The following is a 24,479-nucleotide window of genomic DNA, read 5'->3' as shown; positions in this document are numbered from 1 at the left end:
AGCATGACGCCTGACCGCGTGACCGTCCTGACCTGCATCGGCTGCGGTGGGATGGGGCGGCAGGAGCAGTGCGACGTGTGCACCGAGCACAAGCTGCCGCTGGTCGCGGCGGCGGAGTTCGATGCCCTCGCCGAGGTCGTGTGCGAGCGGATCGCGCTTGTCGAGCGATTCGCGGAGTCGGACGAGCCGTTCGACATGCTGCGCGCACAGGCACGGGACGCGGTCGTCGCGGACGCGCTCCCCGAGCCGGACGTCGTTGTCGGCTGGTGGTGCGACCGCTGCGGCAACGTGGACCTGCCCCAACTCTGCATCGGCGTCTGCGTGTGGCAGCCCGCAGAATGGGTGAACCTGCGCTTGTACGAGCCGGTCCTCCACGCCGAGCGGGCGCTCACCCGGTTCCTGCGCCTCGCGGCGGCGGTCACGCCCCGCCCGGGTCTCGAGGAGCGCAACCGCGAGGCGTTGCGCGCTCAGGCCCGGAGCCTGGTGAGCATGACCAGGCAGGCGAGCGCGACGAGCGCGAGCAGGATGAAGCCGAGCGCGTAGCCGCCGGTGGCGGACTTCACGAAGCCCATGACGAGCGGTGGGAAGAACCCGCCGAGCCCGCCGGCGGCGCCGACGACGCCGGTGACGGCACCGACGTTCTCCGGGTACCAGACCGGGACGAGCTTGAACACGGCGCCCATCCCGAGGCCGAGGCCGGCCGCCATGACGAGACAGCAGATCGTCAGCGGCACGATCGACTTGTAGCCGGCGGCGAGGCCGAGGGCGAGCACGAGGACGCCGACGAAGCAGACGCGCAGCACACGTTCGGCGCCGATCCGGTCCGAAAGCACACCGCCGAGCGGGCGGCCGATCACCGCGAGCAGGGCGAAGCCCGCCGCCCGCGCTCCCGCGTCGGTCTTCGTGAGGTCGTGGACCCCGGTCAGCAGCTTCGGCAGGTACAGGTACATCGCGACGAAGCCGCCGAACGCGAGGAAGTAGAACAGGACGAGCGCCCACGCCCTGACGCCGGTGCCGAGCACGGCGATCGGGTCGCGCATCGACGCGTTGCTCGGCGGCCCGGGCGCGTCGCGCGCGAACAGCACCCAGATCACGAGCACGATCGCGACCAGTCCGGCGGCGAGGAAGAAGGCCGCGGAGACGCTGCCCAGGCGCGGCGCGGTGAGCCCGGCGAGCACGGTGCCGCCCATGCCCGCGCCGTAGATCCCCAGTGCCGCGCCCTGGCGCTCGGGCGGGTACCAGCGGTTGACGAACGGCACGCCGATCGCGAACGACGCGCCCGCGAACCCGAGCAGGAAGCCGAGCGCGATGATCGCCCCGAACGAGTCGTGCACGAAGCCGAGCGCGACCAGCGGGAGAATCGTGTAGACGAGCAGCCACGTGAAGACGCGTCGCCCGCCGAAGCGCTCGCTCAGCACGCCCATCGGGATGCGCATCAGCGAGCCGAGCAGCACCGGCACGGCGACGGCGATCGAGAGCTGCACGTCGGTGAGGCCGAGGTCGTCCTGCAGGTCCGGGCCGAGCGGCCCGAGCAGCGCCCACCCGTAGAAGGTCACCGTGAAGGCGACCAGCGCGAGCGTGAGCTGCCGCGTGTTGCCGGTCACCGGTGCTGCGCGTAGCGCCGCCGGTAGAGGATGTACGGGCGGCCCAGATATTGGAGCGGGATGCTCCAGACGTGCACGAGCCGGCTGAACGGGAACAGCGCCCAGAACGCCCACGCGATGATCGCGTGGACCTGGTACACGGTGTTGGCCCCGGCGGCCGCGGCGACGTCGGGCTGCAGGATGAACAGCGAGCGCCACCACTCCGAGATCGAGTCGCGGTAGTCGTACGGCGACGAGGTGATCAGGTTGTGCGCGAACGTCATCCAGCAGCCGAGCCCGATCAGGATCACCAGCAGCAGGTAGACGAGCAGGTCGGTGCGCGAGGTGGTCCGGCGCACGCGGACGTTGGTGATGCGCCGGTAGACGAGGCCGACGAACCCGACCACGCAGACGGCGCCCGCGACCGCGCCCGCGATCGCGGAGAACCAGCGGTACGTGCGCTCCGACATCCCGATCGCCTCGGTGAACGACTTCGGGATCATCAGGCCGATCACGTGGCCGCCGATCGCCGCGATGGCGCCGTAGTGGAAGGCGGGCCCGGCCCAGCCGAGGATCCGCTGCTCGAAGATCTGGGTCGACCCGCTGGTCCACCCGAACTGGTCGGCGCGGTAGCGCCACCAGGTGCCGACGACGAACGTGGTGACGGCGACGTACGGGAAGATGACCCACAGCAGGACTTCGCCGGCGGTCATGGGCGGGCTCCGATCGGCATCGCTTCGGGCGGCCCGTAGGGCTCGAGACCGACCGCTTCGTCGGGGGGACCGTCGTGGGCGAGTCGCGCGACCTCTGAGCGCTCGGACACGCTCAGCGCCGGCAGGCACGCGGCGACCGCGTCCAGCAGGTGGCCGTACGGGCTGCCGAGGTCGTGCAGCGACAACCGCAGCAGCTCGATCGCGGGCCGGTGCTCGGCGAGCAGCGCCTCGCCGTGGCCCGGCGGGGCGAGCGCCGCGAACGCGAGCATCACCGTGAGGTGGTCGGGCAGCTCGGCCGACTCCATCGGGAGCCCGGCGACGCGGTAGAGCTTGCGCAGCCGCAGCAGCGCCATCCCCCGCTCGCGCGTGTCGCCGTGCGCGTAGTAGGTCAGGTGCAGGCTCGCGCGCCGGCGCAGGTCGAACGTCTCGACGAAGTGCGCCGGGTCGGCGGTCCAGTCCGCGAGGAAGCGCTGGAGCGCGGCGCGCACCTCGCCTGACGGCAGCTGCGCGACCTCCGCCTCGAGCTCCTCCCGCGCGGCGGCCACGTCCTCGTCCGGATAGCGCAGCAGGAACGACAGCAGGGCCCAGGGGGCCGGCGCTTCGCGACGTCTCATGGCCCCGGCCGCTCCTCGCGCTGGAGGATGTCGATCAGGTGGAAGCGCTCGCCGTCGTAGGGGACGTGCGGCGAGGACGTGTCGGGGCGCGGATCGACCGCGCCGCAGTTGCCCGGGCCGCCCGCGAAGTCCAGCCCGCAGCTGCCCTGCTCCTGCATCAGGCGCTCGCCGAGCTCGGCGTGCGCGAGCGGGATCACGTAGCGGTCCTCGTAGTTGGCGATCGCCAGCAGCCGGTACATGCGCCGCAATTCGACCGCGTTCAGGCCCACCCGAGCGGGCAGCTCCTCGTCGGAGGACCCGAGCACCTCGAGCTTGCGCATGTACGCCCGCATGGCGGCGAGCCGGTGCAGGACGAACCGGATCGCCTCCGTGTCACCCGCGGTCAGCAGGTTCGCCAGGTACTCGAGCGGGATGCGGAGGTGATCGATCGCGCCGAAGACGTCGTCGGGATCGGCCTCGTAGCCGTCGGTCTCCAGGGTCGAGACGACGGGGGAGAGCGGCGGCACGTACCAGACCATCGGCAGCGTCCGGAACTCCGGATGCAGCGGCAGCGCCACGCCCCAGCGGATCGCGAGGTCGTACACCGGCGAGCGCCGCGCGGCGTCGAGCCAGTCCTCGGGGATGCCCTCACGGCGCGCGGCCTCGCGGACCTCCGGGTTCTCGGGGTCGAGGAACACGTCGCGCTGGGCGGCCAGCAGGTCGCGCTCGTCCGGCACCGACGCGGCGGCCTGCACCCGGTCGGCGTCATAGAGCACGAGGCCGAGGTAGCGGATGCGCCCGACGCAGGTCTCCGAGCAGATCGTCGGCTGGCCGTTCTCGATCCGCGGATAGCAGAGCGTGCACTTCTCGGCCTTGCCGGTGCGGTGGTTGAAGTAGACCTTCTTGTACGGGCAGCCGGAGACGCAGTAGCGCCAGCCGCGGCACTTGTTCTGGTCGACGAGCACGATGCCGTCCTCGTCGCGCTTGTACATCGCGCCCGACGGGCAGCTGGCCACGCACGACGGGTTCAGGCAGTGCTCGCAGATCCGCGGCAGGAAGAACATGAACGCCTGCTCGTAGGTCAGGCGGACCTCCTCCTGCATGGCGCGGATGTGGGGGTCCAGCGGCGCGGACTCCTGCCCGCCGGCCAGCCCTTCGTCCCAGTTCGGGCCCCACTTGACGTCCATCGGCCTGCCCGTGAGCTGCGAGTGCGGGCGGGCGACCGGGTCCAAGTCGCCGAGCGGCGCGTCGACGAGCGTCTCGTAGTCGTACGTGAAGGGCTCGTAGTAGTCGTCGATCGCGGGCAGATCGGGGTTGGAGAAGATCGTCAGCAGCTTCTTCACCTGCCCGCCCGCGCGGAGCTTGAGCCGGCCCTTGCGGTCCAGCATCCAGCCGCCCTTCCAGCGCGCCTGATCGGCCCACTGGCGCGGATAGCCCTGCCCGGGGGCGGTCTCGACGTTGTTGAACCAGACGTACTCGGTGCCCGGCCGGTTCGTCCAGACCTGCTTGCAGGTGACCGAGCAGGTGTGGCAGCCGATGCACTTGTCGAGGTTCATGACCATCGCCACCTGCGCCTTGACGAGCACTAGTACCTCACCTCCTGGCTGCGGCGGCGGACGATCGTCACCGAGTCGCGGTTGGAGCCGGTCGGCCCGTAGTAATTCGGTCCCCACGAGAGCTGCGCGTAGCCGCCGATCATGTGCGTCGGCTTCATCGCGATCGTGGTGAGCGCGTTCTCGGTGCCGCCGCGGCGGCCGTCGATCTGCGATCGCGGCGTGCCGATCTGGCGGTCCTTGGAGTGGTACATCAGGCACACGCCCTCCGGGACGCGGTGGGAGACCACCGCGCGTGTGACGACGATGCCGTTGCGGTTGTGGGCCTCGACCCAGTCGTTGTCCGCCACGCCGATCGTGGCGGCGTCCTGCGGGCTCAGCCACAGGCCCGAGCCGCCGCGGAACAGCGTCAGCATGTGCAGGTTGTCCTGGTACTCGGAGTGGATCGACCACTTCGAGTGCGGTGTGAGGTATCGCAGCGTCACCTCCGGGACGCCGTCGTTGGGGACCGGCCGAGCGCCCGCGAGCATCAACCGGTGGTCGACCGGCGGGCGGAAGGCGGGCAGGCTCTCGCCGAGCTCGCGCATCCACGCGTGGTCCACGTAGAGGTGCATGCGGCCGGACAGCGTGTGCCACGGCTTGTCGCGCTCGACGTTGATCGTGAACGCCGCGTAGGCGCGGCCCTCCTCGTCGATCCCCGACCACTCGGGCGACGTGATCACCCGCCGCGGCTGCACCTGCGTGTCCTGGAAGGTGATGCGGGTCTCCTCCGCGACCTCGGCGAGGTCGGCGAGCGGCACCCCGCAGCGCTCCTCCAGCGACTTGAACCCCGCCACCGACAGGCGGCCGTTCGTGACGCACGAGAGCGCGAGCATCGTCTCCGCGACGTGCTCGGGGCGCTCCAGCGACGGGCGGCCGTTGGGCGCGACGCCGTTGCGCGCGGCGAGCTGCTTCACCTCGCGATCGGGCTTGAACGACGCGCTCTTGACCACCGAGCCGAGTTCCTCCGCGAGCGGGCCGAGCGACGCCCACATCTCGGCGACCGCGCCGTAGTCGCGCTCGACCACCGCCAGTGCCGGCATCGTCTTGCCCGGCACCGCCTCGCACTCGCCGGCGCGCCAGTCGAGCACCTCGCCGCGAGGCTGGCTGATCTCGCCCGGCGTGTCGTGCTGCACCGGTCCGGAGACGATGTCCCGGCGCACGCCGAGGTGCTCGCGCGCGAGGTCGGAGAACGCGCGGGCGATGCCGCCGAAGCAGTCCCAGTCGCTGCGCGCCTCCCACGGCGGCGGCACGGCCTGGTTGAACGAATGCACGAACGGGTGCATGTCGGTCATCGACAGGTCGTACTTCTCATACCACGTCGCCGCGGGCAGCACGATGTCCGAGTAGAGCCCGGTCGTGGTCATGCGGAAGTCGACGTTGACCAGCAGGTCGAGCTTGCCGTTGGGGATCTCGTCGCGCCAGCGCACCTCCGACGGCCGCTCGCCCTCGGGCAGCGGCTCGGCCGGCGGCCCGTCGTGCGTCGAGCCGAGCAGATGGCGCAGGAAGTACTCCTGGCCCTTGCCGGAGGAGCCGAGCAGGTTCGAGCGCCAGACGAAGAACACGCGCGGGAAGCTCTCCGGCGCGCTCGGGTCCTCGACGGCGTAGCGCAGCCTCCCCGCCTTGAGCTCTTCGACGACGTGCGCGATCGGGTCCTCGCCGCCCTCGTCGGCGACGTCGAGCGGGTTGCGGTTCCACTGCGGGTACGCGGGCATCCAGCCCATCCGCACGGCCTTCGCGTGCGCGTCGATCGCCGTCATCCCGGCGAACCGGCCGTCGCCGAGCGGCGAAGCGAAGAGCTCGGGGCGCATCCGGTCGTACCGCCACTGCTCGGTGTGCGTGTAGTAGAAGGAGGTGCCCTGGGCCTGCCGGCCAGGTCGGCGCCAGTCCAGCGCGAACGCCAGCTGCTGCCAGCCTGCGAACGTGCGGATCTTCTCCTGCCCGACGTAGTGCGCCCAGCCGCCGCCGTTGATGCCCACGCAGCCGCCGAGCAGCAGCAAGGCGATGAACGCGCGGTACGTCTCGTCGGAGTGGAACCAGTGGTTGGTGCCCGCGCCCATGCAGATCATCGACCGCCCGCCGCTGACCTCGGCGTTGCGGGCGAACTCGCGCGCGATCTTCACGGCCAGCTTGCGGTCGACGCCGGTGATCGCCTCCTGCCACGCGGGCGTGTATGGCACGGACGCGTCGTCGTAGTCCTCCGGCCACTCGCCCGGCAGCCCGTCGCGGGCGACGCCGTAGGTGGCGAGCATCAGGTCGAGGACGGTCGTCACCAGCTGCCCGCCGACGCGGATCGCCGGCACGCCGCGGCGCATCACCGCGCCGCCGGGGTTGTCGCCGACGTCGAAGCGGGGCAGCGCGACCTCGACGGTCTCCTCGTGGCGGCCGAACAGCGTCAGCACGGGGTCCAGGTCGCCGAGCCGCAGGTTCCAGCGCCCCTTGCCCTCCTCGCCGTAGCGGAAGCCCACCGAGCCGCTGGGGACCGCCGGCTCGCCGGTGGCGGCGTCGAGCAGCACAGGCTTCCAGTCGGCGTTCTCGCTCGTGTCGCCGATGTCGGACGCCATCACGAAGCGTCCCGGCACCCGCGTGCCGTCGTCGCGTTCCTCGAGCGCCACCAGCAGCGGCAGGTCGGTGAAGCGCCGGCCGTAGTCCTCGAAGCGCCCGACGGGCCGGTCGACCCAGAACTCCTTGAGCATCACGTGGCCCATGGCCATCGCCAGCGCCGCGTCCGTCCCGGGCTGCGCCGGCAGCCACTCGTCGGCGAACTTGACGTGGTCGCTGTAGTCGGGCGAGACGACGACGACCTTCTGGCCGCGGTAGCGCGCCTCGGTCATGAAGTGGGCGTCGGGCGTGCGGGTGATCGGGAGGTTCGTCCCCCACACGATCAGGTAGCTCGCGTCCCACCAGTCGGCCGACTCCGGGACGTCGGTCTGGTCGCCGAACACCTGCGGCGATGCCGGCGGGAGGTCCGCGTACCAGTCGTAGAAGGTGGTCGTGTGGCCGCCGATCAGCGAGAGGAACCGGGTTCCGGCGGTGAACGAGACGGGTGACATCGCGGGGATCGGGGTGAACCCGCCGACGCGGTCGGGGCCGTGCTCGCGGATCGTGTGCACGGTGGCCGCGGCGATCAGCTCCGTCGCCTCCTCCCAACTGCAGCGGACGAAGCCGCCGCGGCCGCGCTCGCCGCGATGGGAGCCGTCGGCCGCGACCTGCGCGAACGCCGCGACCGGGTCGGGCGAGGAGGCCTTCGCCGCGCGCCAGCGCTCGATCAGGCTGCCGCGGACGTACGGGTGCTTGAGCCGGACCGGCGAGTACGTGTACCAGGAGAACGACGCGCCGCGCGGACACCCGCGGGGCTCATGGTTCGGCCGCCCGGGATCGGTCCGCGGATAGTCGACCGCCTGGCTCTCCCAGGTGATCAGCCCGTCCTTGACGTACACGTTCCACGAGCACGAGCCGGTGCAGTTGACGCCGTGGGTGGAGCGCACGACCTTGTCGTGCCGCCAGCGGTCGCGGTAGGCCGACTCCCAGCCGCGGCGCTGGGCGATCAGCATGCTCCAGCCCTCCGCGCTCGGCTCTCCTTTACGGAAGAACTCGTGCGCCGCGGTCAGCCGTGGTGACGCCACAAAGACTCTCCTCTCCACGCTGCGAAGGTGGCGCCGCGAAGCTATCACCGCACGCGAGCCGATGGCCTCCGTAGTTCGCCCCCTCCCGCCGGTCACCCACACCGGCACTCACCCTCGCCACGCTCGCGTTCGCCGCCTGCTTCTTCGCCTGGAGCCTGCTCGGTCCACTCGGACCCGACCTCCAGGACCACCTCGGCCTCACCGAGTTCCAGCTGGCGGTCATGGTCGCCGTGCCGGTGCTGCTCGGCTCGGTGATGCGGATCCCGCTCGGCATCCTCGCCGAGCGCCACGGTGGACGCCGGGTCTTCATCGCGCTGCTGGCGTTCACCCCGTTGCCGCTGGTGGCGCTGGCGCTGTGGCATGACTCCTACGCCGGAATGCTGGTGTTCGGCCTCCTGCTCGGGTTCGCGGGCGCGTCGTTCGCCGTCGGCGTGCCGTTCGTCAACCGCTGGTACAGCCCGGAGCGCCAAGGCATGGCGCTGGGCGTGTACGGGATGGGGATGATCGGCTCGGTGCTCGCCGGGTTCACCGCCCCCAAGATCGCCAAGGCGTGGGGCCTTGCCGCGCCGTTCTGGATCGCCGCCGCCGTGATCGTCGTGACCGCGGTGCTCTTCGCCGTGCTCGCGCGAGACGCGACCGCTCCCGACCCGAACGCGCCGCGCGCCTCGATGCTCGCCTCGCTGCGGGTGTTCCGCGAGAGCGGGCGTGCGTGGGCGCTGACGCTGTTCTACTTCCTCGCCTTCGGCGGGTTCGTCGCGATGTTCCTGTACCTCCCGAAGCTGCTGACCGGGGTCTGACCATGGGCGTCTTCCTCGGCCTCGGCACGGGCGCCGTGTTCAAGCTCGTCCCGCAGTGGTTCCCGGAGCGTGTCGGCGCGGTCACCGGCGTCGTCGGCGCCGCGGGCGGGCTCGGCGGCTTCTTCCCGCCGTTGGTCATGGGCATCGTGAAGTCCGCGACCGGTGGCTACGCGCTCGGCTTCTGCCTGCTCGCGGTGGTCGCGCTGGCCTGCCTGTTCGTGCTGCATCTCTTCGACGGACGCCGGCGCTCCGTGCGGACGCGGGTCGCGCTGCCGAGCCCGTTCTGACCATTCGCACTACCGCTCTCTGATGTACGGCGGAAGGTTCGCGTAGGTGTCCTGCGACAGGTCCATGTGCCACGTGAGCTGCTTCTGCGACACCGGGTGCTTGCGCGTGTCGCTCACCTTGAGTTGGTACACGCCCGCGTGTCGGCCCGAGCCAAGGCCCTTGAACGGCGTCGCCGCCCACTTGGCGGTGATGTACCGGTAGACCAGGATCACGTCGTCGCGGTCCAGGCGCACGGTCTCCTGGCCCATTCCGGCATGGCCGTCCACGCCCCAGTTGTCGAGCGCTCGCTGGACGTTCGCGAGGTGGGGAGGGAGGCTGTCGACGGGTTTCGCGACGTCGGCCGGGTCTTTGCCCTCATTGAGGACGTACTCGTCGAGCGTGCCGACCTGGATCGTCTTGGTGCCCCGGCCCGAGCGCTTCTGTGGCGCCTTCGGCTCCGGCGCGGCCGTCTTCGCGGCCTGCGGCATCGCGGCCTTCGCCTGCGCGACGAGCGTGTCGATCGTCTGGACGAGCTCCGCAACGTTCTGCGCCGCGTTGCGGAGTGCAACCCACGTTCCCTTCGTCTCATAGGCCGCGAAGGGCTTGCCGTCATTGAAGCTGTCCGCGTAGAGCTTCTTGACGCGTTCGTATTCCTTCTTCTCTTCCCGCGGAACGTCCATCTCCTGCAAGCGCTGAAGCGACCGCCGTTGCAGGACGCGGGCCACCGCCTGGTTGCCGGCGCTGCGCTGCAGAGCGAGGATCGCGGCCTCGGGCCTCCGGCGCGCCGCGTCGCCCTCGTCGCGCCGGCGCTCCTCGAGCCCCGAGCGTGTGGATCGTGTTCTCATGGTCACGACCCTCCCGCCATCGGCCGGACGGCGAAATGGGGTGACCCCGAGACGAGGACCCTAGGGTTTGGTCACGAGGGCGTCGGCGACGCGCCAGGCGTTGGCCATCGTCGTCTCGCACGGGTTGACGCCGCCGTTGGTGTTCAGCAGCGAGGCGTCGGCGACGTAGACGCGCTCGGTGCCGTGCACGCGGCCGAAACGGTCGCAGGCCGAAGTGGCAGGGTCGTCGCCCATCCGGCAGGTGCCGGCGGAGTGCTCGCCGGCGGCGGCGGGTGTGCGACCGGAGCCGTAGACGAACCGGTCCGCGATGCCGACCTCGTCGAGCCAGGTGTTGAGGTGGCGCTCCATGTAGTCGCGGACCTCGAGCGTGGCGGGATGGATGGCGCCGTGCAGGCGGGCGACGGGCATGCCGTGGACGTCGCGGACGGCCGGGTCGAGCGTGACGCGGGCGTGTGCGGAGGGGATCTCCTGGCCGATGCCCATGCCGCCGATCACGTGCCGCAGGCCGTCGCGCATCCACGCCTTGTGGCCCGCGCCGTACGCGGCGTGGCCGAGCTGGGGCGCGATGCCCGCGGCGACGACCGGCAGCAGGGACGGCGCGTCGAAGAGCACGCCGCCGCCCCACGCCTCGCCATCGCGGTGGACGAAGTCGAGCGTCGCGACCGAGTGGCCCGGGCCTTCGAAGCGCTCGAGCGGCTCGTCGGCATGGCCGTAGAGCATCACGAACGAGTGGTTGTGCAGGTTGGTGCCGACGACGGCGTTGCCGAGGCCGGAGGCGAGCAGGAGCCGCGGGGTCTCGACCGCGCCCGCGCAGACGACGACGCGGTCGCAGCGCACGGTCCGCTCTTCGGCGTCGAGGACGAGGCGGACGCCGCCGGGCTCGATCGCGACGACCTGCGCGCGCACGAGCAGGTCGCAGTTCCCGGAGGCGACGGCCCGCGGGATGACCGTGTTGTGCGTGCCGTTCTTGGCGTTGACGGGGGAGGCGTGGCCGAGGCACTGCGAGCAGTGCACGCACGCCGCGCGGCCGTCGCGCGGGATGCTGTTGATCGCGAACGGGACCGGGCCCGAGCCCCAGCCGAGGCGGTCCGCGGCCGCGGCGAACGCGAGCCGGATCGCGTCGTCGCGCAGCGGTGGCATCGGGTACCCGCGCTCGCGCACGAAGCGGTCGGCGAGCGGCCCGTCCGACGCTCCGGACACGCCGATCTCCCACTCGACGCGGTCGTAGTACGGCGCGAGCTCGTCATAGGTGATCGGCCAGTCGGACAGCGTGCTGTCGGCGGGCACGCCGTAGCGGGTCGCCATCTCGAAGTCCTCGGGCAGGAAGCGCCACGCCATCCCCTGCCAGACGCGGGTGCCGCCGCCGACGGCCATCGCGTTCAGCCCCCAGGCGGGCGGGTCGTCGAGCACGTCGATCACGCCTCGGCCGTCGAGCACGCGCGGGTGGCCCCGTCCCGGCCCGGCGACCGGGTCATAGAGCTGTGCGCGCTTGCCGTGCAGGTGATCGCTCGTGAGCTCGGCCTGCGTGTGGCGGCGAGCGCGTTCGACCAGCAGGACCCGCGCGCCCGCCTGGGCGAGCACGTGCGCGGTGACGCCGCCGCCCGCGCCGGCGCCGATCACGATGACGTCGTACGCGTCGCGCGGCTGTGCGATCACCGGGACCGGCTCCGGTTCGACCGTCGGCGTGACCGGGAAGCCGAGCATGTCCCAGGCCGGCGGGGTGAAGCCGGCGCGCGCGGCGTAGAAGCCTTCGAAGCAGACGCGCAGGAGCGCGGCGAAGGCCTCGGGGTCGTGGCGTCGGAGGCTCGCGACGTCGGCGAACGCCGCGGCGCGGGCGAGCAGCGGCCGCGCCCAGCGCAGCGGCTCGCGTTCGAGCAGGTCGGCGACGCCCCCGTCCCACCCGCCCGGCCACGCGTCAGGAGGGATGACCTGATCGACGAGGTCTTTCATGGCCGCAACAGGATCTTGCCGACCTTCGGATCGGAGGTCATCACGCGGAACGCCTCCTCGATCTCGGTGAGCGGCAACTCATGGGTGATCAGCGGCGTGGGGTCCAGCAGCCCGGCGGCGAACGCGCGCACCGTGTGCACCCACGCCCGCGACGGCGCGCCGAACACGTTGAAGACCGTCACGGCCTGCGTGACGAGGCCTTGCGCGGAGACGCCGTCCGCGCGGTCGGTCGGGATGCCCGTGAGGACGACCCGCCCGCCGCGCCGCGCGATGTCGACCGCGAGCTGGGCGGACCCGGGCGTCCCCGCGGCCTCGACGACGACGTCGAAGCCGGCCGCGCGTCGCGGCGTGGAGGCGCCCTGCGAGCCGGCGCCGCCGGCGCCCGCGTCGCCGCCCGCCGCCGCGTCGCCTCGCGGCACCAGCTCGTCCGGCGCGACCAGCGCGTCGGCACCCATCCGCTGCGCCAGTGGCGCCCGCTCCGTTCGGCGTGCCACCACGACGAGCTCGCGCGGCGACGACGCCCGCAGCAGCTGTGCGCTCAGCAGGCCCAGGGTCCCGCCGCCCACGACCGCGACTCGTTCGCCCGGCACCGGCGCGGCCAGCAGGCACGCCTCCGCGACGCACGCGGCGGGCTCCAGCAGCGCAGCCACGCGCAGGTCGGCGTCCTCGGGCAGCACGTGCAGCAGGCGCGCCGGCAGCTTCAACCGCTCGTTCCACGCGCCTGGCTGGGTGAAGCCGGTCTCCTCGTAGGGGGCCTCGCAGAGGGTCGTCTGCCCGGTGCGGCAGGCATCGCACGCCTGGCAGTTGCGAAAGCCCTCGCCGACGACCTTGCGGCCGATCAGCCGCGGGTCCGCGCCCGCGCCGACGGCCTCGACGACGCCGGACCACTCGTGGCCCGGCACGACCGGATAGCGGACGAACTCGGCCGGCCGCCCACCTTCCAGGATCTCCCGGTCCGAGCCGCAGATCCCCGCGTACGCGATCCGCACGACCGCGTCGCCCGGGCCGGGCGGGCCCACGTCGACGTCGACCTGCTCGATCACGCCCGGCGCGGAGATCTGCACCGCCATCTACTTCGTCCCCCGGAAGTGCCAGTCGTGCTGGAAGAGGTCGAAGTGGGCGCCGGTCGACGGGCGCTCGGCGACGAAGTCCACGTCGAGCGTCACGCCCAGGCCGGGCGCGTCCGGGAGCGCGAAGTAGCCGTCGACCACCGGCGGCAGGCCGGGCGCGGCCTGGAGGACCTCGTGGTCGGCGAAGTCGTTGAAGTGCTCCTGGATCTTGAAGTTCGGCGTGCACGCCGCGAGGTGCAGGTTGGCCGCCGTCAGAACCGGCCCGCCCACGTTGTGCGGCGCGATCAGCACGTAGTGGGTCTCGGCCGTCGCCGCCAGCTTGCGGGTCTCCAACAGGCCGCCGATGTGGCCGATGTCCGGCTGGATGATGTTCACCGAGCGGTGCTCGAAGAGCTCGCGGAACTCGATCCGGTCGTGGATGCGCTCGCCGGTCGCGATCGGCAGCGGCGTGTGCTCGGCGACCGACCGCAGCGCAGCGAGGTTCTCCGGCGGCACGGGCTCCTCGATCCACGAGGGCTCGAAGCGCTCGATCATCCCCGCCACCCGGATCGCCTCATGCGCGGCGAAGCGCCCGTGCATCTCGACCAGGATCTCGACCTCGGGGCCGACGGCGTCGCGCACCGCCTCGACGAGACCCACGGAGCGCACCCGCTCCTCGTAGGTCAGCTCGAAGCGCCCCTCGCCGAACGGGTCGAACTTCAGCGCCCGGTAGCCGAGCTCGACCACCCGCCGCGCCGCCGTGTGGAACTCCTCCGGCGTGCGCTCGACCGTGTACCAGCCGTTCGCGTACGCCTTCACCCGGTCGTTCACCGCCCCGCCGAGCAGCTTGTAGACGGGGACCCCGAGCGCCTGGCCCATGATGTCCCAGCACGCGACCTCGACGCACCCGATGCCGGACATCACGATCTCGCCCGCGCGGCCGTAGTCGCCGTACTTCATCCGCTGGACGAGCGACTCGATCGCGAACGGGTCGCTGCCCACGATGTGGTTGCGCTCGGCCTCGGCGAGGTAGCCGAGCAGCGCCTGCGTGTGGCCGAGCATGCGGGTCTCGCCGACGCCGGTCAGTCCCTCGTCGGTGTGGACCTGGACGAACGTGAGGTCGCGCCACGGCGTCCCCAACACGTGCGTCGTGATCGACGTGATCTTCACGAGAACCGCTCCGGGACCGGCAGCGCGGGCTCCCCGATCGGTGACATCGGCAGCGGCGCGCCGCCCCCGCGCTCGACGATGTCCAACGCCAGCCGCGCCCGCCGCACGCGTTCGCGCCCCGTGTCGGCCGCGACCGCCCGCAGATGCCGCCCGACGGGATAGATCCCCGGCGCCAGCCGCAGCCCGAACTTGATGTAGACCGGCGCGGCGACGCGGATCAGCTCGGTCGTGTCGTAGAGACGCACGAACCCGCCGACGTCGTCCGGCGCCTCGACGTACAGGTCCAGCGTGGCGTCGCTCGCCGCACGCAGCTCCGCGATCTGGGAGACGGTCAGGTCCGACGGCACGTTGATCGAGTCGGCGCCCAGACCCGCCCAGACCCGGAACGCGGCGGGGTTCGTCGGCCCGGTGAGCACGCTCACCTTGAAGCGCATGTCCGCCGGCAGCTCACCCGCCTCGCGCAGCTGATGCGCCGCCCACAGCACGCCCTCGTCGGCGACGAGCACGTTGCGCACGCCCAGCTCCGCGGCCCGCGCGCAATCCACGAGGCATTGCCCGAGCTGGTCACGGCCGCGCGCCCGCGGGCCGGAGCCTCCGCTCAGCGAGCGCGTCGCCGCACCGATGTCCCACGTCCCGCGCGGTCCGAGGAACAGCGAGAGCTCGATGTGGCCCGCTAGGTCGAGCATCGCCTTGATCTCGGCGTCGGTGAGCATCATCACGCCGCTGCCCTGGCTGACCCGGTGCATCGTGACGCCGAGGTCCTGCGCCTCCTCCAGCACCGCCTCGAGCGCGTGCGGCCCCTCGACCGACGGGATCTCGACCCGCCAGGCCCCGCCGTCGGGGAAGCGCTTCTCCGACGTCACCGGGCGCGGTTGCGTGACGTCCAGTCCGAGCCGGGCCAGCGCCGCCTCTCCTGGCAGTGGTTGCACGGTTTCCTCCTTCATGTGAACCGCAGCACGTTCCATGATCGCGCGGGCAGCGCCTCGCCGGCGACACGCCTCGGCCGCACCCGCTCCTGCGTCGCCGTGTTCGAGAGCGCGAGGTCGCCGTCGAGCACCAGGTGCTCGCTCAATGTGACGTCCAGGTCGCGCACCACGAGGTCGAGTGCCAGCTCGGTCTCGCCGCGGTTGACCGCGAAGACCGTCAGTCCGTCGCCGAGCACCGCGGTCGCCTCGAGCACGTCGTCGTCCGGCTCCACGCGCAGCACGGTCCCGCGCCCGAACCGCGCGGCGTGGGCGAACGGGTGGAAGGTCGTCTGACGCCAGGCAGGCCCGCCGTCGAGCGTCCGGATCGGCGGGATCACGTTGACCAGCTGCGCCAGGCAGCCGATCTTCACCCGGTCGGCGTGGCGCAGCAGCGTGATCGCCAAGCAGCCGACGACCAGTGCGTCGGCGATCGTGTGCTCGTCCTCGGCCAGCGCCGGCGCGTGCTTGAACGGGCCGTCGTGGCCGACGTGGTGCGGATTGGCCGTCTGATGCCACACGTTCCACTCATCCACGCTGATCTTCAGCCGCTTGCGTGAGCGTTTTCGGCCCGCCACCGCGTCGGCGGTCGCGACGATCGTGTCGATCATGCCGTCGAGGTCCTGCGAGCAGCGCAGGTAGTCGTCGACGGTCTCGAACTTCAGCGGGTCGTAGTAGGTGTGCAGCGAGACGTAGTCGGCGACGTCCCACGCGAGGTCGAGCACCGTGTCCTCCCAGTGCCCGAACGTCGGCATCGAGGAGTTGGAGGAGCCCGCGACGCACAGCTCGATCGTGGGGTCGACCCATTTCATGACCTTGCCCGTCTCGGCGGCGAGACGGCCGTACTCGACCGCGGTCTTCTGGCCGATCTGCCACGGCCCGTCCATCTCGTTGCCCAGGCACCAGAGCTTGACGCCATACGGCTCGTCGCGCGGGCGCATGTCCGCCCACTTCGTGCCGCGCGGCAGGTTGACGTACTCGAGCAGCGCCCGGGCGGCATCGATCCCGCGGGTGCCGAGGTTGACCGCCAGCAGCGGCTCGACGCCGGCCGCCGCCGCCCAGCGCATGAACTCGTCGGTGCCGAACGTGTTCGGCTCGATCGAGTGCCACGCGAGGTCCAGCCGTCTCGGCCGCTCGGGCCCGACGCCGTCCTCCCAGTCGTAGCCGCTCACGAAGTTCCCACCTGGGTAGCGCACGAGCGAGACGCCCAGCTCGCGCACGAGGTCCAGCACGTCGCCGCGGAACCCGTCGGCGTCCGCGGTGGGGTGGCCCGGCTCGTAGATCCCGCCGTAGACCGCCCGTCCCATGTGCTCGACGAACGAGCCGAACAGCCGCTCATCCACCTCGCCGACCGCGAAGGCCGGGTCGATCACGATCCGCACTCGTCTCCTCCGGAGTAGCTTCCCCGCCATGATGCCGTGGACGGACACCGAACGCCCGCTGGCCGAGCGCGTCGAGACGCTCCTGGCCGAGATGACACTCGACGAGAAGCTCGCGCAGCTCGCCAGTGTGTGGGTCGGGGCGGAGCTCAGCTCGGGCGACGTCGCGCCGCTGGCGGAGGCGTTCGAGGACCCGGCGCCGTGGCCGCGGGCCAGCGCGCACGGCATGGGCCACATCACCCGTCCACTCGGCACCAGCCCGGTCGATCCCGCCGAGGGCGCCCGCAAGCTCGCCGAGCTGCAGGCGGATCTCGTCGCGCGCACGCGGCTGAAGATCCCGGCGATCGCCCACGAGGAGTGCCTGACCGGCTTCACCACCTACGGCGCGACCGTGTTCCCGACGCCGCTCGGACTCGCCGCGACCTTCGACCCGGCGCTCGTGGAGCGGATGACCGTCGCGATCGGCGAGTCGATGCGCGCCACCGGCGCCCACCAGGGGCTCTCGCCGGTGATGGACGTCGTCCGCGACTACCGCTGGGGCCGCGTCGAGGAGACCTTCGGCGAGGACCCGTACCTGGTCGGGATGATGGGCGCGGCCTACGTGCGCGGGCTCGAGTCGACCGGCCTGGTCGCGACTTTGAAGCACTTCGCCGGCTACAGCGCGTCGGTCGCGGCGCGCAACCACGCGCCGGTGATGATGGGGCCGCGGGTGCTGCGCGACGTGATGCTGGTGCCGTTCGAGATGGCGATCCGCGAGGGTGGCGCGCGCTCGGTCATGAACTCCTACACGGAGATCGACGGGCTGCCGGTCGCCGCCGACGCCGGCCTGCTGACCGGCATCCTGCGCGACGAGTGGGGCTTCGAGGGGACCGTCGTCAGCGACTACTGGTCGGTCGTCTTCCTGCTCAACATGCACCGGGTCGCGTCGACCCCGGCCGAGGCGGGTGCGCTGTCGCTAGCGGCGGGGATCGACGTCGAGCTGCCCCACGTGCGCTGCTACGGCGAGCCGCTCGCGGCCGCGGTGCGCTCCGGGGTCGTGCCGGAGGCGCTGGTCGACCGCGCCGCGCGACGGGTGCTGGTCCAGAAGGGCGAGCTCGGCCTGCTCGACCCGGGCTGGACGTCGACCGTGCCGGAGGGCTCGCTCGACATCGACCCGCCGGAGCATCGAGCGATCGCGCGTGAGCTCGCCGACCGCTCCATCGTGCTGCTGGCCAACGACGGCACGCTGCCGCTGCGCTCGGGGCAGCTCGCGCTCGTCGGACCGTGCGCGGCGGACCCGCTGCCGTTCCTCGGTTGCTACTCGTACCCGAACCACGGCGTGATGGCCCATCACCCGGACATGCCGATCGGGATCGAGGTGCCGACGTTGCTGGACGCGCTCCCGCACGCGATCTACGCGCAGGGCTGCGACGTCCAGGACGACGACCCGACGCGCCTGCCGGCCGCGGTCGAGGCCGCCGGGGCCGCCGAGTTGTGCGTCGTCGCGGTCGGCGATCACCCCGGCCTGTTCGGCCGCGGGACCTCGGGCGAGGGGTGCGACGCCGAGGACGTCGCGCTGCCGGGCATCCAGGACGAGCTGGTCGAGGCGGTGCTCGAGACGGGGACGCCGGTCGTGCTCGTGGTGGTGTCGGGCCGGCCGTACGCGCTCGGGCGCTACGTGGACCGGGTCGCCGCGATCGTCCAGGCGTTCCTGCCGGGGGAGGAGGGCGCGGCGGCGATCGCGGGCGTGCTGACGGGCGACGTGATGCCGACCGGGCGGCTGCCGGTGCAGGTGCCCGCTCACCCCGGCGCGCAGCCGAGCACCTACCTGCACCCACCGCTCGGCGGCACCAGCGGCGGCGTCAGCAACATCGACACCGATCCGGCGTTCGCGTTCGGCCACGGGCTTTCCTACACGACGTTCGAGTACGGCGCGTTCGGGCTGTCCTCGACCGAGATCGGGACCGACGGCTCGGTCGACATCTCTTGCGTCGTGCGCAACAGCGGCGAGCGGGCGGGCGCGGAGGTCGTGCAGCTCTACCTCAGCGATCCGGTCGCGCCGGTCACGCGACCCGTGACGTGGCTCGCGGGGTTCCTGCGCGTCGACCTGGAGCCCGGCGAGGCCGCGCGGGTGACGTTCACCCTGCACGCCGACCGCACGGCGTTCACCGGTGTGGACCTGCGGCGGATCGTGCAGGCGGGGGAGATCGGGGTGGCGATCGGCGCCTCGGCCGCGGACATCCGCGGCCGCCTCACGCTCCAGCTCGTCGGCGAGGAACGCGAGGTCGGCCACAATCGCGTGCTGACTACGCCGGCAGTCCGTTCGCCCGCGTGACCGCCGCGTAGAACACCGCGCTGTCCTTCGGCGTGCGCTCCAGCGTCTCGTAGTCGACGTGGATGAGGCCGAAGCGCTTGCTGTAGCCGTACGCCCACTCGAAGTTGTCCAGCAGCGACCAGACGAAATAGCCGCGGAGGTCGACGCCGTCGGCGATCGCCCGCTCGGCGGCGGCGAAGTGGTCGCGCAGGTACTCGACCCGGTCGGTGTCGTGGACGCCGGTGTCGAACGCCGCGCCGTTCTCGGTCACGTACAGCGGGACGCCCGGGTAGTCACGTGCGACCCGCGTGAGCAGGTCGTACAGCCCGGGGGCGTCGATCTCCCACCCCATGTCGGTCGTGGGGAGGCCGCGCTCGACCGGCTCGATGTCGTGGTTGAACGGCCAGATCGAGTGCGGCTTCGCCTCGCCGCTGGTCACGACGGTCCGGAAGTAGTAGTTGACGCCGAAGAAGTCGAGGTCGGCGCTGATCGTGTCGAGATCGCCTTCCAGGACGTGACCGGTGGGGAACCCGAGGTCGTCCGGGTAGCTGCCCTTGAACAGCGGGTCGAGGAAGTGCCGGTTCGCGATCCCGTCCGCCCGCCGGGCCGCGTCGACGTCCTTCGGGTCGTCCGAGGCCGGATCCGTAGGGCTCAGGTTGAGGGTTATGCCGTAGGCGTGGGACGGCTCCTGGGCGCGCATCGCGGCCACCGCCAGGCCGTGGCCGAGCAGGAGGTGGTGCGAGGCCTTGATCGCGTCGTCGTCGTTCGTCCGGCCGGGCGCGTGGGCGCCGGCGCCGTAGCCGAGGATCGACGAGCACCACGGCTCGTTCAGCGTCGTCCAGTGCTGGACGCGGTCGCCCAGCGCTTCATGCGTGGCCGCGGCGTACTCGGCGAAGCGCTCCGCGGTATCGCGGTTGGGCCAGCCGCCCGCGTCCTCGAGCACCTGGGGGAGGTCCCAGTGATAGAGCGTCACCCACGGGCGGATGTCCTTCTCGAGCAGGGCCTCGATCAGGCGGGCGTAGAAGTCCAGGCCTTGCTGGTTGAGCGCGCCGCGGCCGGCGGGCTGGATGCGCGGCCAGGCGAGCGAGAAGCGGTACCAGCCGATGCCCATGTCGACCATGTGCCCGATGTCCTCGGCGTAGCGGTGGTAGTGGTCGTCGGCGACATCGCCCGTGTCGCCGTTGTCCACCTTGCCCGGCGTGTGCGAGAAGGTGTCCCAAATCGATTTCGACCGGCCGCCTTCGGCGACGGCACCCTCGATCTGGTAGCTGGCGGTCGCCGTACCCCAGGCGAATCCGTCCGGAAAGCTCATAGTTCCTCCCACAGTGCGTCGGGGATCTCGTGGCGCGCGTTCTCGAGCAGGCGGTCGACCTCGGAGGGGAGGACGCACCCGGCGAGCGTGGCGGTGATGCGCGGCTCGCGCATCGGGAACTGGATGGCGACCGCGGCGAGCGGGACGTCGTACTTCGCGGCGAGCGCGTGCAGGTCCTCGATCCGCTTGAGGATCTCCTCGCCCACCTCGTGGTAGGCGAAGTAGCCCTGCGCCGGCTTGGCGCCCGTCAGGATGCCGCCGCCGAACGGCGCCGCATTGAGCACCGCCACACCGAGCTCCTTCGCCTCGTCGAGCAGCGGCTCGGCGGAGCGGTCGACGAGGTTGAAGCGGTTGTGGGTGAGGACGACGTCGAACGCGCCGGTGCGGATGTATCGCTGCATCAGGTCGATCGGGCCGCCCGCGACGCCGAGGTGGGCGATCACGCCCTCCTCCTTGAGCTTTTGCAGCGCCTCCAGCGGACCGCCCTTGGCGACGCCCTCCTCGAACGTGATGTTCTCGGGGTCGTGGAAGTGCACGAGCCCGAGGCGGTCGAGGCCCAGCCGCTCGAGCGACTCCTCGACCGACAGCTTCACGCGATCGCCTGAGAAGTCGCCCGTGTCCATGTCGCGGTCGACCTTGGTCTCGAGCACGAAGCCGTCGGGGAGGCCGCCGCGCTCGCGGATGACGAGCCCGATCCGGCGCTCCGCGTCGCCGTAGTTGTTCGACGTGTCGAGGAAGTTGATCGGGCCCTCGAAGACCCGTCGCACCGTGGCCAGGGCGTCCTCGAGCGGGACCTCCTGCTTGTAGGGCAGGGGCGTGTTGCCGAGTGGCGCGCTGCCGACGCACAGCGGTGTGACCTCCAACCCGGTCCGGCCAAGCGTGCGGAACGCAAGGCCCTCTCCTCCATATCGGACCATGCGCCGCAGCATATGGGACGATGCGTCCGGATCATGCGTCTAGGTGCGCCACTTCCGAGCTCCTTCGACTCGCCTGAGGGCTGGATCGAGCTGCTGCGCTCGCGCGGGTTCCGCACCGCGTACTGGCCGCTGCCCGATGACGCTGGGTTGGACGAGGCCGACGCGTACGCGGCCGCCGCCGAGGCCGCGGGGATCTCGATCGCCGAGATCGGCGCGTGGCTGGCGAACCCATTGAGCCGCGACGACGCTGTGCGGGCCGCGGGCGTGGCGCGCTGCCAGGAGCGGCTCGCGCTCGCCGACCGCGTCAACGCGCGTTGCTGCGTCAACATCGCCGGCTCGTTCTCGGAGACCTGGGACGGGCCGCACGTCGAGGCGCTCAGCGCGGACACGTTCGCGCTGATCGTCGACAGCGTGCGCGAGATCATCGATGCGGTCGCGCCCGAGCGCACCTACTACACGCTCGAGCCGATGCCGTACCTGCTGCCGGACTCCCCGGACTCCTACCTGGCGTTGTTGGAGGCCGTGGACCGGGATCGCTTCGCCGTCCACCTGGACCCGGTGAACATGATCAACACGCCGGCCAAGCTCTACGACAACGCGGGCTTCTTGCGCGAGTGCTTCGAGAAGCTCGGCCCGCACGTGCGCGCGGTGCACGCGAAGGACATGGACATCACCTCGTCGCTGACGCTGGACATGCCCGAGCGCCGCCCGGGGACCGGCATCGTCGACTACCGCGTCTTCCTCGAGCTGATGCAGGGGCTCGACCCGGACACGCCGTTCCTGGTCGAGCACCTGCCGAGCGACGAGGAGTACGTCCTGGCGGTCGCGCACGTCCGCGCCGTGGCGGACGAGCTCGGCGTCGCTACTTGACGAAGACGCTGAACGAGCGCGTGCTCTTGAGCCCGCTCGGGTCCTTGACGGTCAGCGTGCCGCCGTGGATGCCCGGAGTGGCGTACACGTGGTGCGGGAACTGCGTGGACGAGGTCTCGCCGTCGCCGAAGTCCCAGCGATAGGTCAGGTCGAGGGCGCACGGGCTCGAGGCGTAGCCCTCGAAGTAGATGGTGGAGCCCGCGTCGCCGGTGAAGACGGGGAGCGGGTGGATGTCCGGCGGGGTCAGGTTGGGCTTGAGCAGCCCGAGGTTCATCGTCTTCCCGCCGCCCAGCAGGACGAAGAACGGGTCGGAGACGTACTTGGGCCCGAACACGCCGTTGATCAGCGCGTCGGTCTCGACCAGGCCCATGACCGGGTCCATCTTCCCGACCTGGACGAGCGGCTGCTGCTCCACCTTCACGTCGGGGTAGTACTGGAAGTGGCCCAGCTCATACGTGACCATCTGCGCGGGCGACCCCGAGCACGACAGGTAGTCGTAGTCGCTCTGCGGGAGCTGCGAGAGCGACAGGTTCTTGGTGCCCGTGCCGCCGTCGAGGGTCAGCTCGCGCGTGATGTCGGCGCTGCGGGGCTGGATCGTGAAGCGCGCCCGCGGCTGGAAGTTGATGTACGTGCTGCCCGGGAGGCCGACCGTCTGGGCGAGGGTGACGTTGGGTGCGGTCACGGTGCACCTGTACGGGGCGGCGCCGTCCAGGAGCTTCGGGATGCAGGTCGCGGTGGTCTTGACGGTCTTGGTCGAGAAGGTCCCGCCCGGCGTGGTGCTGCCCTTGATCGTCCACACGACCTGCAGCTGGCCGCTGGGCAGCGGAACGGAGCGGGTGATGTAGAGCTCGCCGCCTTGGCGCACCTGGTCGGAGTTCCAGCCGACCATCGTCTTGAGGTCGGCCGTCCACTGCGCTTCGGCGGTGACGGTGACGTTGAGCTTGGCGAGGTTCTGGTCGTCGCCGCCGGAGACGGTGTAGCCGCCGAGCTTCATCCACTGCGAGCTCGCGTGGATGTCGAAGCTCTGGGCCGAGGCCGTCGCCGTCGGAAGGATCAGCGCGGCCACTCCGGCCGCAAGTAGATGACGCAACATGCGGGCGACCTTCTCGGCAGGGTGGGTGAGCGCGCATCACCCAGGTGTCGATTTCACCCAGGGGATCGGCGGGGGGAACCCCCGTTGGCGCCGTCGCGTCGAGGCGTCCTTGTGGGCATGAAGCTCCTCACCCCCTCGTTCGCGGTCGCCGTCACCGCCCTCGTCGTCGCCTTGGGCGGCAGCGCCATCGCCCAGGTCGCCACGTCCTCCGATACCCCCGAGACCGTGTTGAAGCTGCGCGTCACCAAGGACGGCAAGCTGATCGGCACCGACAACGACGGCACGGTCAAGAAGGCCGGCGTCGGCATCTACGACATCACGTTCGACGCGGGTCCGGCGGGCGGCAAGCTGCCCTTGGACCTCGAGCGCTGCGCGATCGTCGCCACCCCGCGCGTGGAGACCGCCTCCAAGCCCGAGGAGGTCGCCGCCGACGTCGACGTCCAACGCCTCGGCGGCGCCCGCATCTTCGTCGAGTCCACCCGCCTGCTCCCGTTCGGCGACAACAAGATCACGCCCTTCCTGACCAACGTGTCCTTCGACGTGGCCGCGATCTGTTAGCTCACCCGCTCGACCGCCAGTCGGGGGTCATGGCCGGGTCGATCCTGAGGCGATCGAGGGTCGCCCACGCCTGGGCCTGCACGGCGGGAGATGCTTGCGGGCCGAACGCGACCAGCACGTGGAAGTGGCGGTCGCCTTGACTGAAGCGGAACCAGTGGTCGGTGAAGCGGGTTCCGGGCGCGCAGGCCGAGGCCTCGGAGGCGGCGCCGAGCTCCGGGCCGAAGTGGGCGGGCCGCGCCGGGAAGTCCGACCACGAGGAGCCGGGGTCCACGCCTCGCTCCTGCACCGTGACGAGGGCGTCGGTCGGTCCGAGGTCCTCGAGTGCGCTGCCGGGCATGTGGGCGCACGCGGTCTCGCGGAACCGCAGCGGGTACGTGCCGACCGCGAGGACCTCGCGGGGATCGGTCAGGTTGGGCGTGAGGCTGGCGGGCGCGGCCTGCCAGCCGGCGGCCAGCTCGACGCTGACGCCGCGCGCGCCTTCCGCGACCGCCGCCGGGCGTCTCTGCTCGACCTCGTCGGCACCGCACGACGCCATCGACAACAGCAGGGCGAGCGTGATCCAGATCCGCATCGCTGAGAGATACGAGCACGCCCCCGCGCGAGGTCCAGCAGCTAGCTTGCGTGGGCATGTTCGTGCTGCTGCTCACCTACACGAAGCCGCTCGACGAGGTCGACGCGCTGATGCGCCCGCACATGAAGTGGCTCAACGAGCAGTACGCCGCGGGGCGTTTCGTCGTCTCGGGCCGCCAGATCCCGCGCACGGGCGGCGTCATCCTCGCCCGCGGCGATGACCGTGTCGAGATCGAGGCCTTGGCGGCGCAGGACCCGTTCGTGCGCGGCGGCGTCGCGACCGTCGAGGTCATCCAGTTCCGCGCCTCCCAGACCGCTCCGGGGCTCGACCTGACCTGAG

22 protein-coding genes are annotated in these 24,479 nt (G+C 71.4%); 7 read left to right on the top strand and 15 right to left on the bottom strand.

Going from position 1 to position 24,479, the window contains the following annotated elements; all coding sequences use genetic code 11:
* Window positions 1-3 precede the first annotated feature (3 nt).
* The gene (locus G569_RS64055) at window positions 4-543 is read left to right on the top strand and encodes a hypothetical protein (RefSeq protein WP_169542251.1); all 540 of its coding nucleotides are present in this window, start codon (window positions 4-6) and stop codon (window positions 541-543) included.
* Here the strand turns inward: G569_RS64055 and G569_RS51890 are convergent.
* From G569_RS51890 to G569_RS0127050, 5 genes are read right to left on the bottom strand one after another with little or no spacing between them, the layout of a single operon-like run.
* Window positions 468-1,604, bottom strand: coding sequence for an MFS transporter (locus G569_RS51890; protein WP_037499470.1), 1,137 nt, complete (start codon window positions 1,602-1,604; stop codon window positions 468-470). The two genes, G569_RS64055 and G569_RS51890, sit on opposite strands and share 76 nt — an antisense overlap.
* Window positions 1,601-2,296 (bottom strand): respiratory nitrate reductase subunit gamma, encoded by a 696-nt coding sequence (narI, locus tag G569_RS0127065; protein WP_028065758.1) that lies wholly within the window; start codon window positions 2,294-2,296, stop codon window positions 1,601-1,603. Before narI ends, G569_RS51890 begins: the two co-directional genes overlap by 4 nt.
* Window positions 2,293-2,910 carry a nitrate reductase molybdenum cofactor assembly chaperone gene (narJ, locus tag G569_RS51885; protein WP_037499466.1) on the bottom strand — a complete coding sequence of 206 codons (618 nt, stop codon included), beginning with the start codon at window positions 2,908-2,910 and terminating at the stop codon, window positions 2,293-2,295. Before narJ ends, narI begins: the two co-directional genes overlap by 4 nt.
* A complete protein-coding gene (narH, locus tag G569_RS51880) occupies window positions 2,907-4,475 on the bottom strand; it encodes a nitrate reductase subunit beta (RefSeq protein ID WP_084285623.1) in 1,569 nt (522 codons plus the stop codon). Before narH ends, narJ begins: the two co-directional genes overlap by 4 nt.
* Window positions 4,475-8,107 carry a nitrate reductase subunit alpha gene (locus G569_RS0127050; RefSeq protein ID WP_028065757.1) on the bottom strand — a complete coding sequence of 1,211 codons (3,633 nt, stop codon included), beginning with the start codon at window positions 8,105-8,107 and terminating at the stop codon, window positions 4,475-4,477. The genes narH and G569_RS0127050 overlap by 1 nt, the downstream gene beginning before the upstream one ends.
* Before the next feature lie 155 nt (window positions 8,108-8,262).
* Here G569_RS0127050 and G569_RS61525 point away from each other — a divergent pair, with 155 nt between their 5' ends.
* Window positions 8,263-8,904: an MFS transporter gene (locus G569_RS61525; protein ID WP_211233096.1), complete on the top strand. Its 642-nt coding sequence runs from the start codon at window positions 8,263-8,265 to the stop codon at window positions 8,902-8,904.
* 2 nt (window positions 8,905-8,906) lie between these two features.
* Complete coding sequence (locus G569_RS64760) at window positions 8,907-9,191, top strand: MFS transporter (RefSeq protein WP_053227035.1); 285 nt, start codon at window positions 8,907-8,909, stop codon at window positions 9,189-9,191.
* A 9-nt stretch (window positions 9,192-9,200) separates the two neighbouring features.
* Here G569_RS64760 and G569_RS0127040 read toward each other — a convergent pair whose 3' ends face one another.
* From G569_RS0127040 to G569_RS0127015, 6 genes are read right to left on the bottom strand one after another with little or no spacing between them, the layout of a single operon-like run.
* A complete protein-coding gene (locus G569_RS0127040) occupies window positions 9,201-10,016 on the bottom strand; it encodes a hypothetical protein (RefSeq protein ID WP_028065756.1) in 816 nt (271 codons plus the stop codon).
* 60 nt (window positions 10,017-10,076) lie between these two features.
* Complete coding sequence (locus tag G569_RS0127035) at window positions 10,077-11,966, bottom strand: GMC oxidoreductase (protein WP_028065755.1); 1,890 nt, start codon at window positions 11,964-11,966, stop codon at window positions 10,077-10,079.
* Window positions 11,963-13,036: a zinc-dependent alcohol dehydrogenase gene (locus G569_RS0127030; RefSeq protein ID WP_028065754.1), complete on the bottom strand. Its 1,074-nt coding sequence runs from the start codon at window positions 13,034-13,036 to the stop codon at window positions 11,963-11,965. Before G569_RS0127030 ends, G569_RS0127035 begins: the two co-directional genes overlap by 4 nt.
* Complete coding sequence (locus tag G569_RS0127025; protein ID WP_028065753.1) at window positions 13,037-14,185, bottom strand: mandelate racemase/muconate lactonizing enzyme family protein; 1,149 nt, start codon at window positions 14,183-14,185, stop codon at window positions 13,037-13,039. It abuts the gene before it with no gap.
* On the bottom strand, window positions 14,182-15,150 hold the full coding sequence (locus G569_RS0127020) for a U32 family peptidase (RefSeq protein ID WP_028065752.1): 969 nt from the start codon (window positions 15,148-15,150) through the stop codon (window positions 14,182-14,184). The genes G569_RS0127025 and G569_RS0127020 overlap by 4 nt, the downstream gene beginning before the upstream one ends.
* Window positions 15,126-16,559, bottom strand: a complete 1,434-nt coding sequence (locus G569_RS0127015) for an alpha-N-arabinofuranosidase (protein ID WP_037499460.1) — start codon at window positions 16,557-16,559, stop codon at window positions 15,126-15,128. The genes G569_RS0127020 and G569_RS0127015 overlap by 25 nt, the downstream gene beginning before the upstream one ends.
* Here G569_RS0127015 and G569_RS51870 point away from each other — a divergent pair.
* Complete coding sequence (locus tag G569_RS51870) at window positions 16,558-18,840, top strand: glycoside hydrolase family 3 N-terminal domain-containing protein (protein WP_037499457.1); 2,283 nt, start codon at window positions 16,558-16,560, stop codon at window positions 18,838-18,840. The genes G569_RS0127015 and G569_RS51870 overlap by 2 nt on opposite strands.
* On the opposite strand, the gene G569_RS0127005 is transcribed toward G569_RS51870, so the two are convergent.
* Complete coding sequence (locus tag G569_RS0127005) at window positions 18,812-20,131, bottom strand: GH1 family beta-glucosidase (protein WP_037499454.1); 1,320 nt, start codon at window positions 20,129-20,131, stop codon at window positions 18,812-18,814. The two genes, G569_RS51870 and G569_RS0127005, sit on opposite strands and share 29 nt — an antisense overlap.
* Entirely contained in the window at window positions 20,128-21,048 is a 921-nt protein-coding gene (locus G569_RS0127000; protein ID WP_028065749.1) for an aldo/keto reductase, read from the bottom strand. Before G569_RS0127000 ends, G569_RS0127005 begins: the two co-directional genes overlap by 4 nt.
* A 33-nt stretch (window positions 21,049-21,081) precedes the next feature.
* Between G569_RS0127000 and G569_RS0126995 the strand changes: the two genes are divergently transcribed.
* Window positions 21,082-21,918 carry a sugar phosphate isomerase/epimerase family protein gene (locus G569_RS0126995; protein WP_028065748.1) on the top strand — a complete coding sequence of 279 codons (837 nt, stop codon included), beginning with the start codon at window positions 21,082-21,084 and terminating at the stop codon, window positions 21,916-21,918.
* Here the strand turns inward: G569_RS0126995 and G569_RS0126990 are convergent.
* Window positions 21,911-23,011 carry a PKD domain-containing protein gene (locus G569_RS0126990; protein WP_084285620.1) on the bottom strand — a complete coding sequence of 367 codons (1,101 nt, stop codon included), beginning with the start codon at window positions 23,009-23,011 and terminating at the stop codon, window positions 21,911-21,913. The genes G569_RS0126995 and G569_RS0126990 overlap by 8 nt on opposite strands.
* Window positions 23,012-23,128: 117 nt before the next feature.
* On the opposite strand from G569_RS0126990, the gene G569_RS0126985 reads away from it, so the two are divergent.
* Complete coding sequence (locus G569_RS0126985) at window positions 23,129-23,569, top strand: hypothetical protein (protein WP_028065746.1); 441 nt, start codon at window positions 23,129-23,131, stop codon at window positions 23,567-23,569.
* Window position 23,570: 1 nt separating this feature from the next.
* On the opposite strand, the gene G569_RS0126980 is transcribed toward G569_RS0126985, so the two are convergent.
* On the bottom strand, window positions 23,571-24,140 hold the full coding sequence (locus G569_RS0126980) for a hypothetical protein (protein WP_028065745.1): 570 nt from the start codon (window positions 24,138-24,140) through the stop codon (window positions 23,571-23,573).
* Window positions 24,141-24,196: 56 nt separating this feature from the next.
* Between G569_RS0126980 and G569_RS0126975 the strand changes: the two genes are divergently transcribed.
* Complete coding sequence (locus G569_RS0126975; protein ID WP_028065744.1) at window positions 24,197-24,478, top strand: YciI family protein; 282 nt, start codon at window positions 24,197-24,199, stop codon at window positions 24,476-24,478.
* Window position 24,479: the final 1 nt, after the last annotated feature.

It is taken from the genome of Solirubrobacter soli DSM 22325 (assembly GCF_000423665.1).
In the GTDB taxonomy this organism is placed as follows: Bacteria; Actinomycetota; Thermoleophilia; order Solirubrobacterales; family Solirubrobacteraceae; genus Solirubrobacter; species Solirubrobacter soli.
The sequence above is the reverse complement of the archived record's forward strand: the minus strand, read 5'-3'. Positions and strand labels throughout refer to the sequence as shown.

Bases quoted from the DNA above. Each gene is read 5' to 3' on its own strand.
- G569_RS64055 (WP_169542251.1), top strand. From the start codon at position 4: ATGACGCCTGACCGCGTGACCGTCCTGACCTGCATCGGCTGCGGTGGG.
- G569_RS0127005 (WP_037499454.1), bottom strand. From the start codon at position 20,131: ATGAGCTTTCCGGACGGATTCGCCTGGGGTACGGCGACCGCCAGCTAC.
- G569_RS0126975 (WP_028065744.1), top strand. From the start codon at position 24,197: ATGTTCGTGCTGCTGCTCACCTACACGAAGCCGCTCGACGAGGTCGAC.
- G569_RS0126990 (WP_084285620.1), bottom strand. From the start codon at position 23,011: ATGTTGCGTCATCTACTTGCGGCCGGAGTGGCCGCGCTGATCCTTCCG.
- G569_RS0127020 (WP_028065752.1), bottom strand. From the start codon at position 15,150: ATGGAACGTGCTGCGGTTCACATGAAGGAGGAAACCGTGCAACCACTG.
- G569_RS0127030 (WP_028065754.1), bottom strand. From the start codon at position 13,036: ATGGCGGTGCAGATCTCCGCGCCGGGCGTGATCGAGCAGGTCGACGTC.
- G569_RS0126980 (WP_028065745.1), bottom strand. From the start codon at position 24,140: ATGCGGATCTGGATCACGCTCGCCCTGCTGTTGTCGATGGCGTCGTGC.
- G569_RS0127035 (WP_028065755.1), bottom strand. From the start codon at position 11,966: ATGAAAGACCTCGTCGATCAGGTCATCCCTCCTGACGCGTGGCCGGGC.
- G569_RS0126995 (WP_028065748.1), top strand. From the start codon at position 21,082: ATGCGTCTAGGTGCGCCACTTCCGAGCTCCTTCGACTCGCCTGAGGGC.
- G569_RS0127040 (WP_028065756.1), bottom strand. From the start codon at position 10,016: ATGAGAACACGATCCACACGCTCGGGGCTCGAGGAGCGCCGGCGCGAC.
- G569_RS0127000 (WP_028065749.1), bottom strand. From the start codon at position 21,048: ATGGTCCGATATGGAGGAGAGGGCCTTGCGTTCCGCACGCTTGGCCGG.
- G569_RS64760 (WP_053227035.1), top strand. From the start codon at position 8,907: ATGGGCGTCTTCCTCGGCCTCGGCACGGGCGCCGTGTTCAAGCTCGTC.
- G569_RS0126985 (WP_028065746.1), top strand. From the start codon at position 23,129: ATGAAGCTCCTCACCCCCTCGTTCGCGGTCGCCGTCACCGCCCTCGTC.
- G569_RS0127015 (WP_037499460.1), bottom strand. From the start codon at position 16,559: ATGGCGGGGAAGCTACTCCGGAGGAGACGAGTGCGGATCGTGATCGAC.
- narJ (WP_037499466.1), bottom strand. From the start codon at position 2,910: ATGAGACGTCGCGAAGCGCCGGCCCCCTGGGCCCTGCTGTCGTTCCTG.
- narI (WP_028065758.1), bottom strand. From the start codon at position 2,296: ATGACCGCCGGCGAAGTCCTGCTGTGGGTCATCTTCCCGTACGTCGCC.
- G569_RS51870 (WP_037499457.1), top strand. From the start codon at position 16,558: ATGATGCCGTGGACGGACACCGAACGCCCGCTGGCCGAGCGCGTCGAG.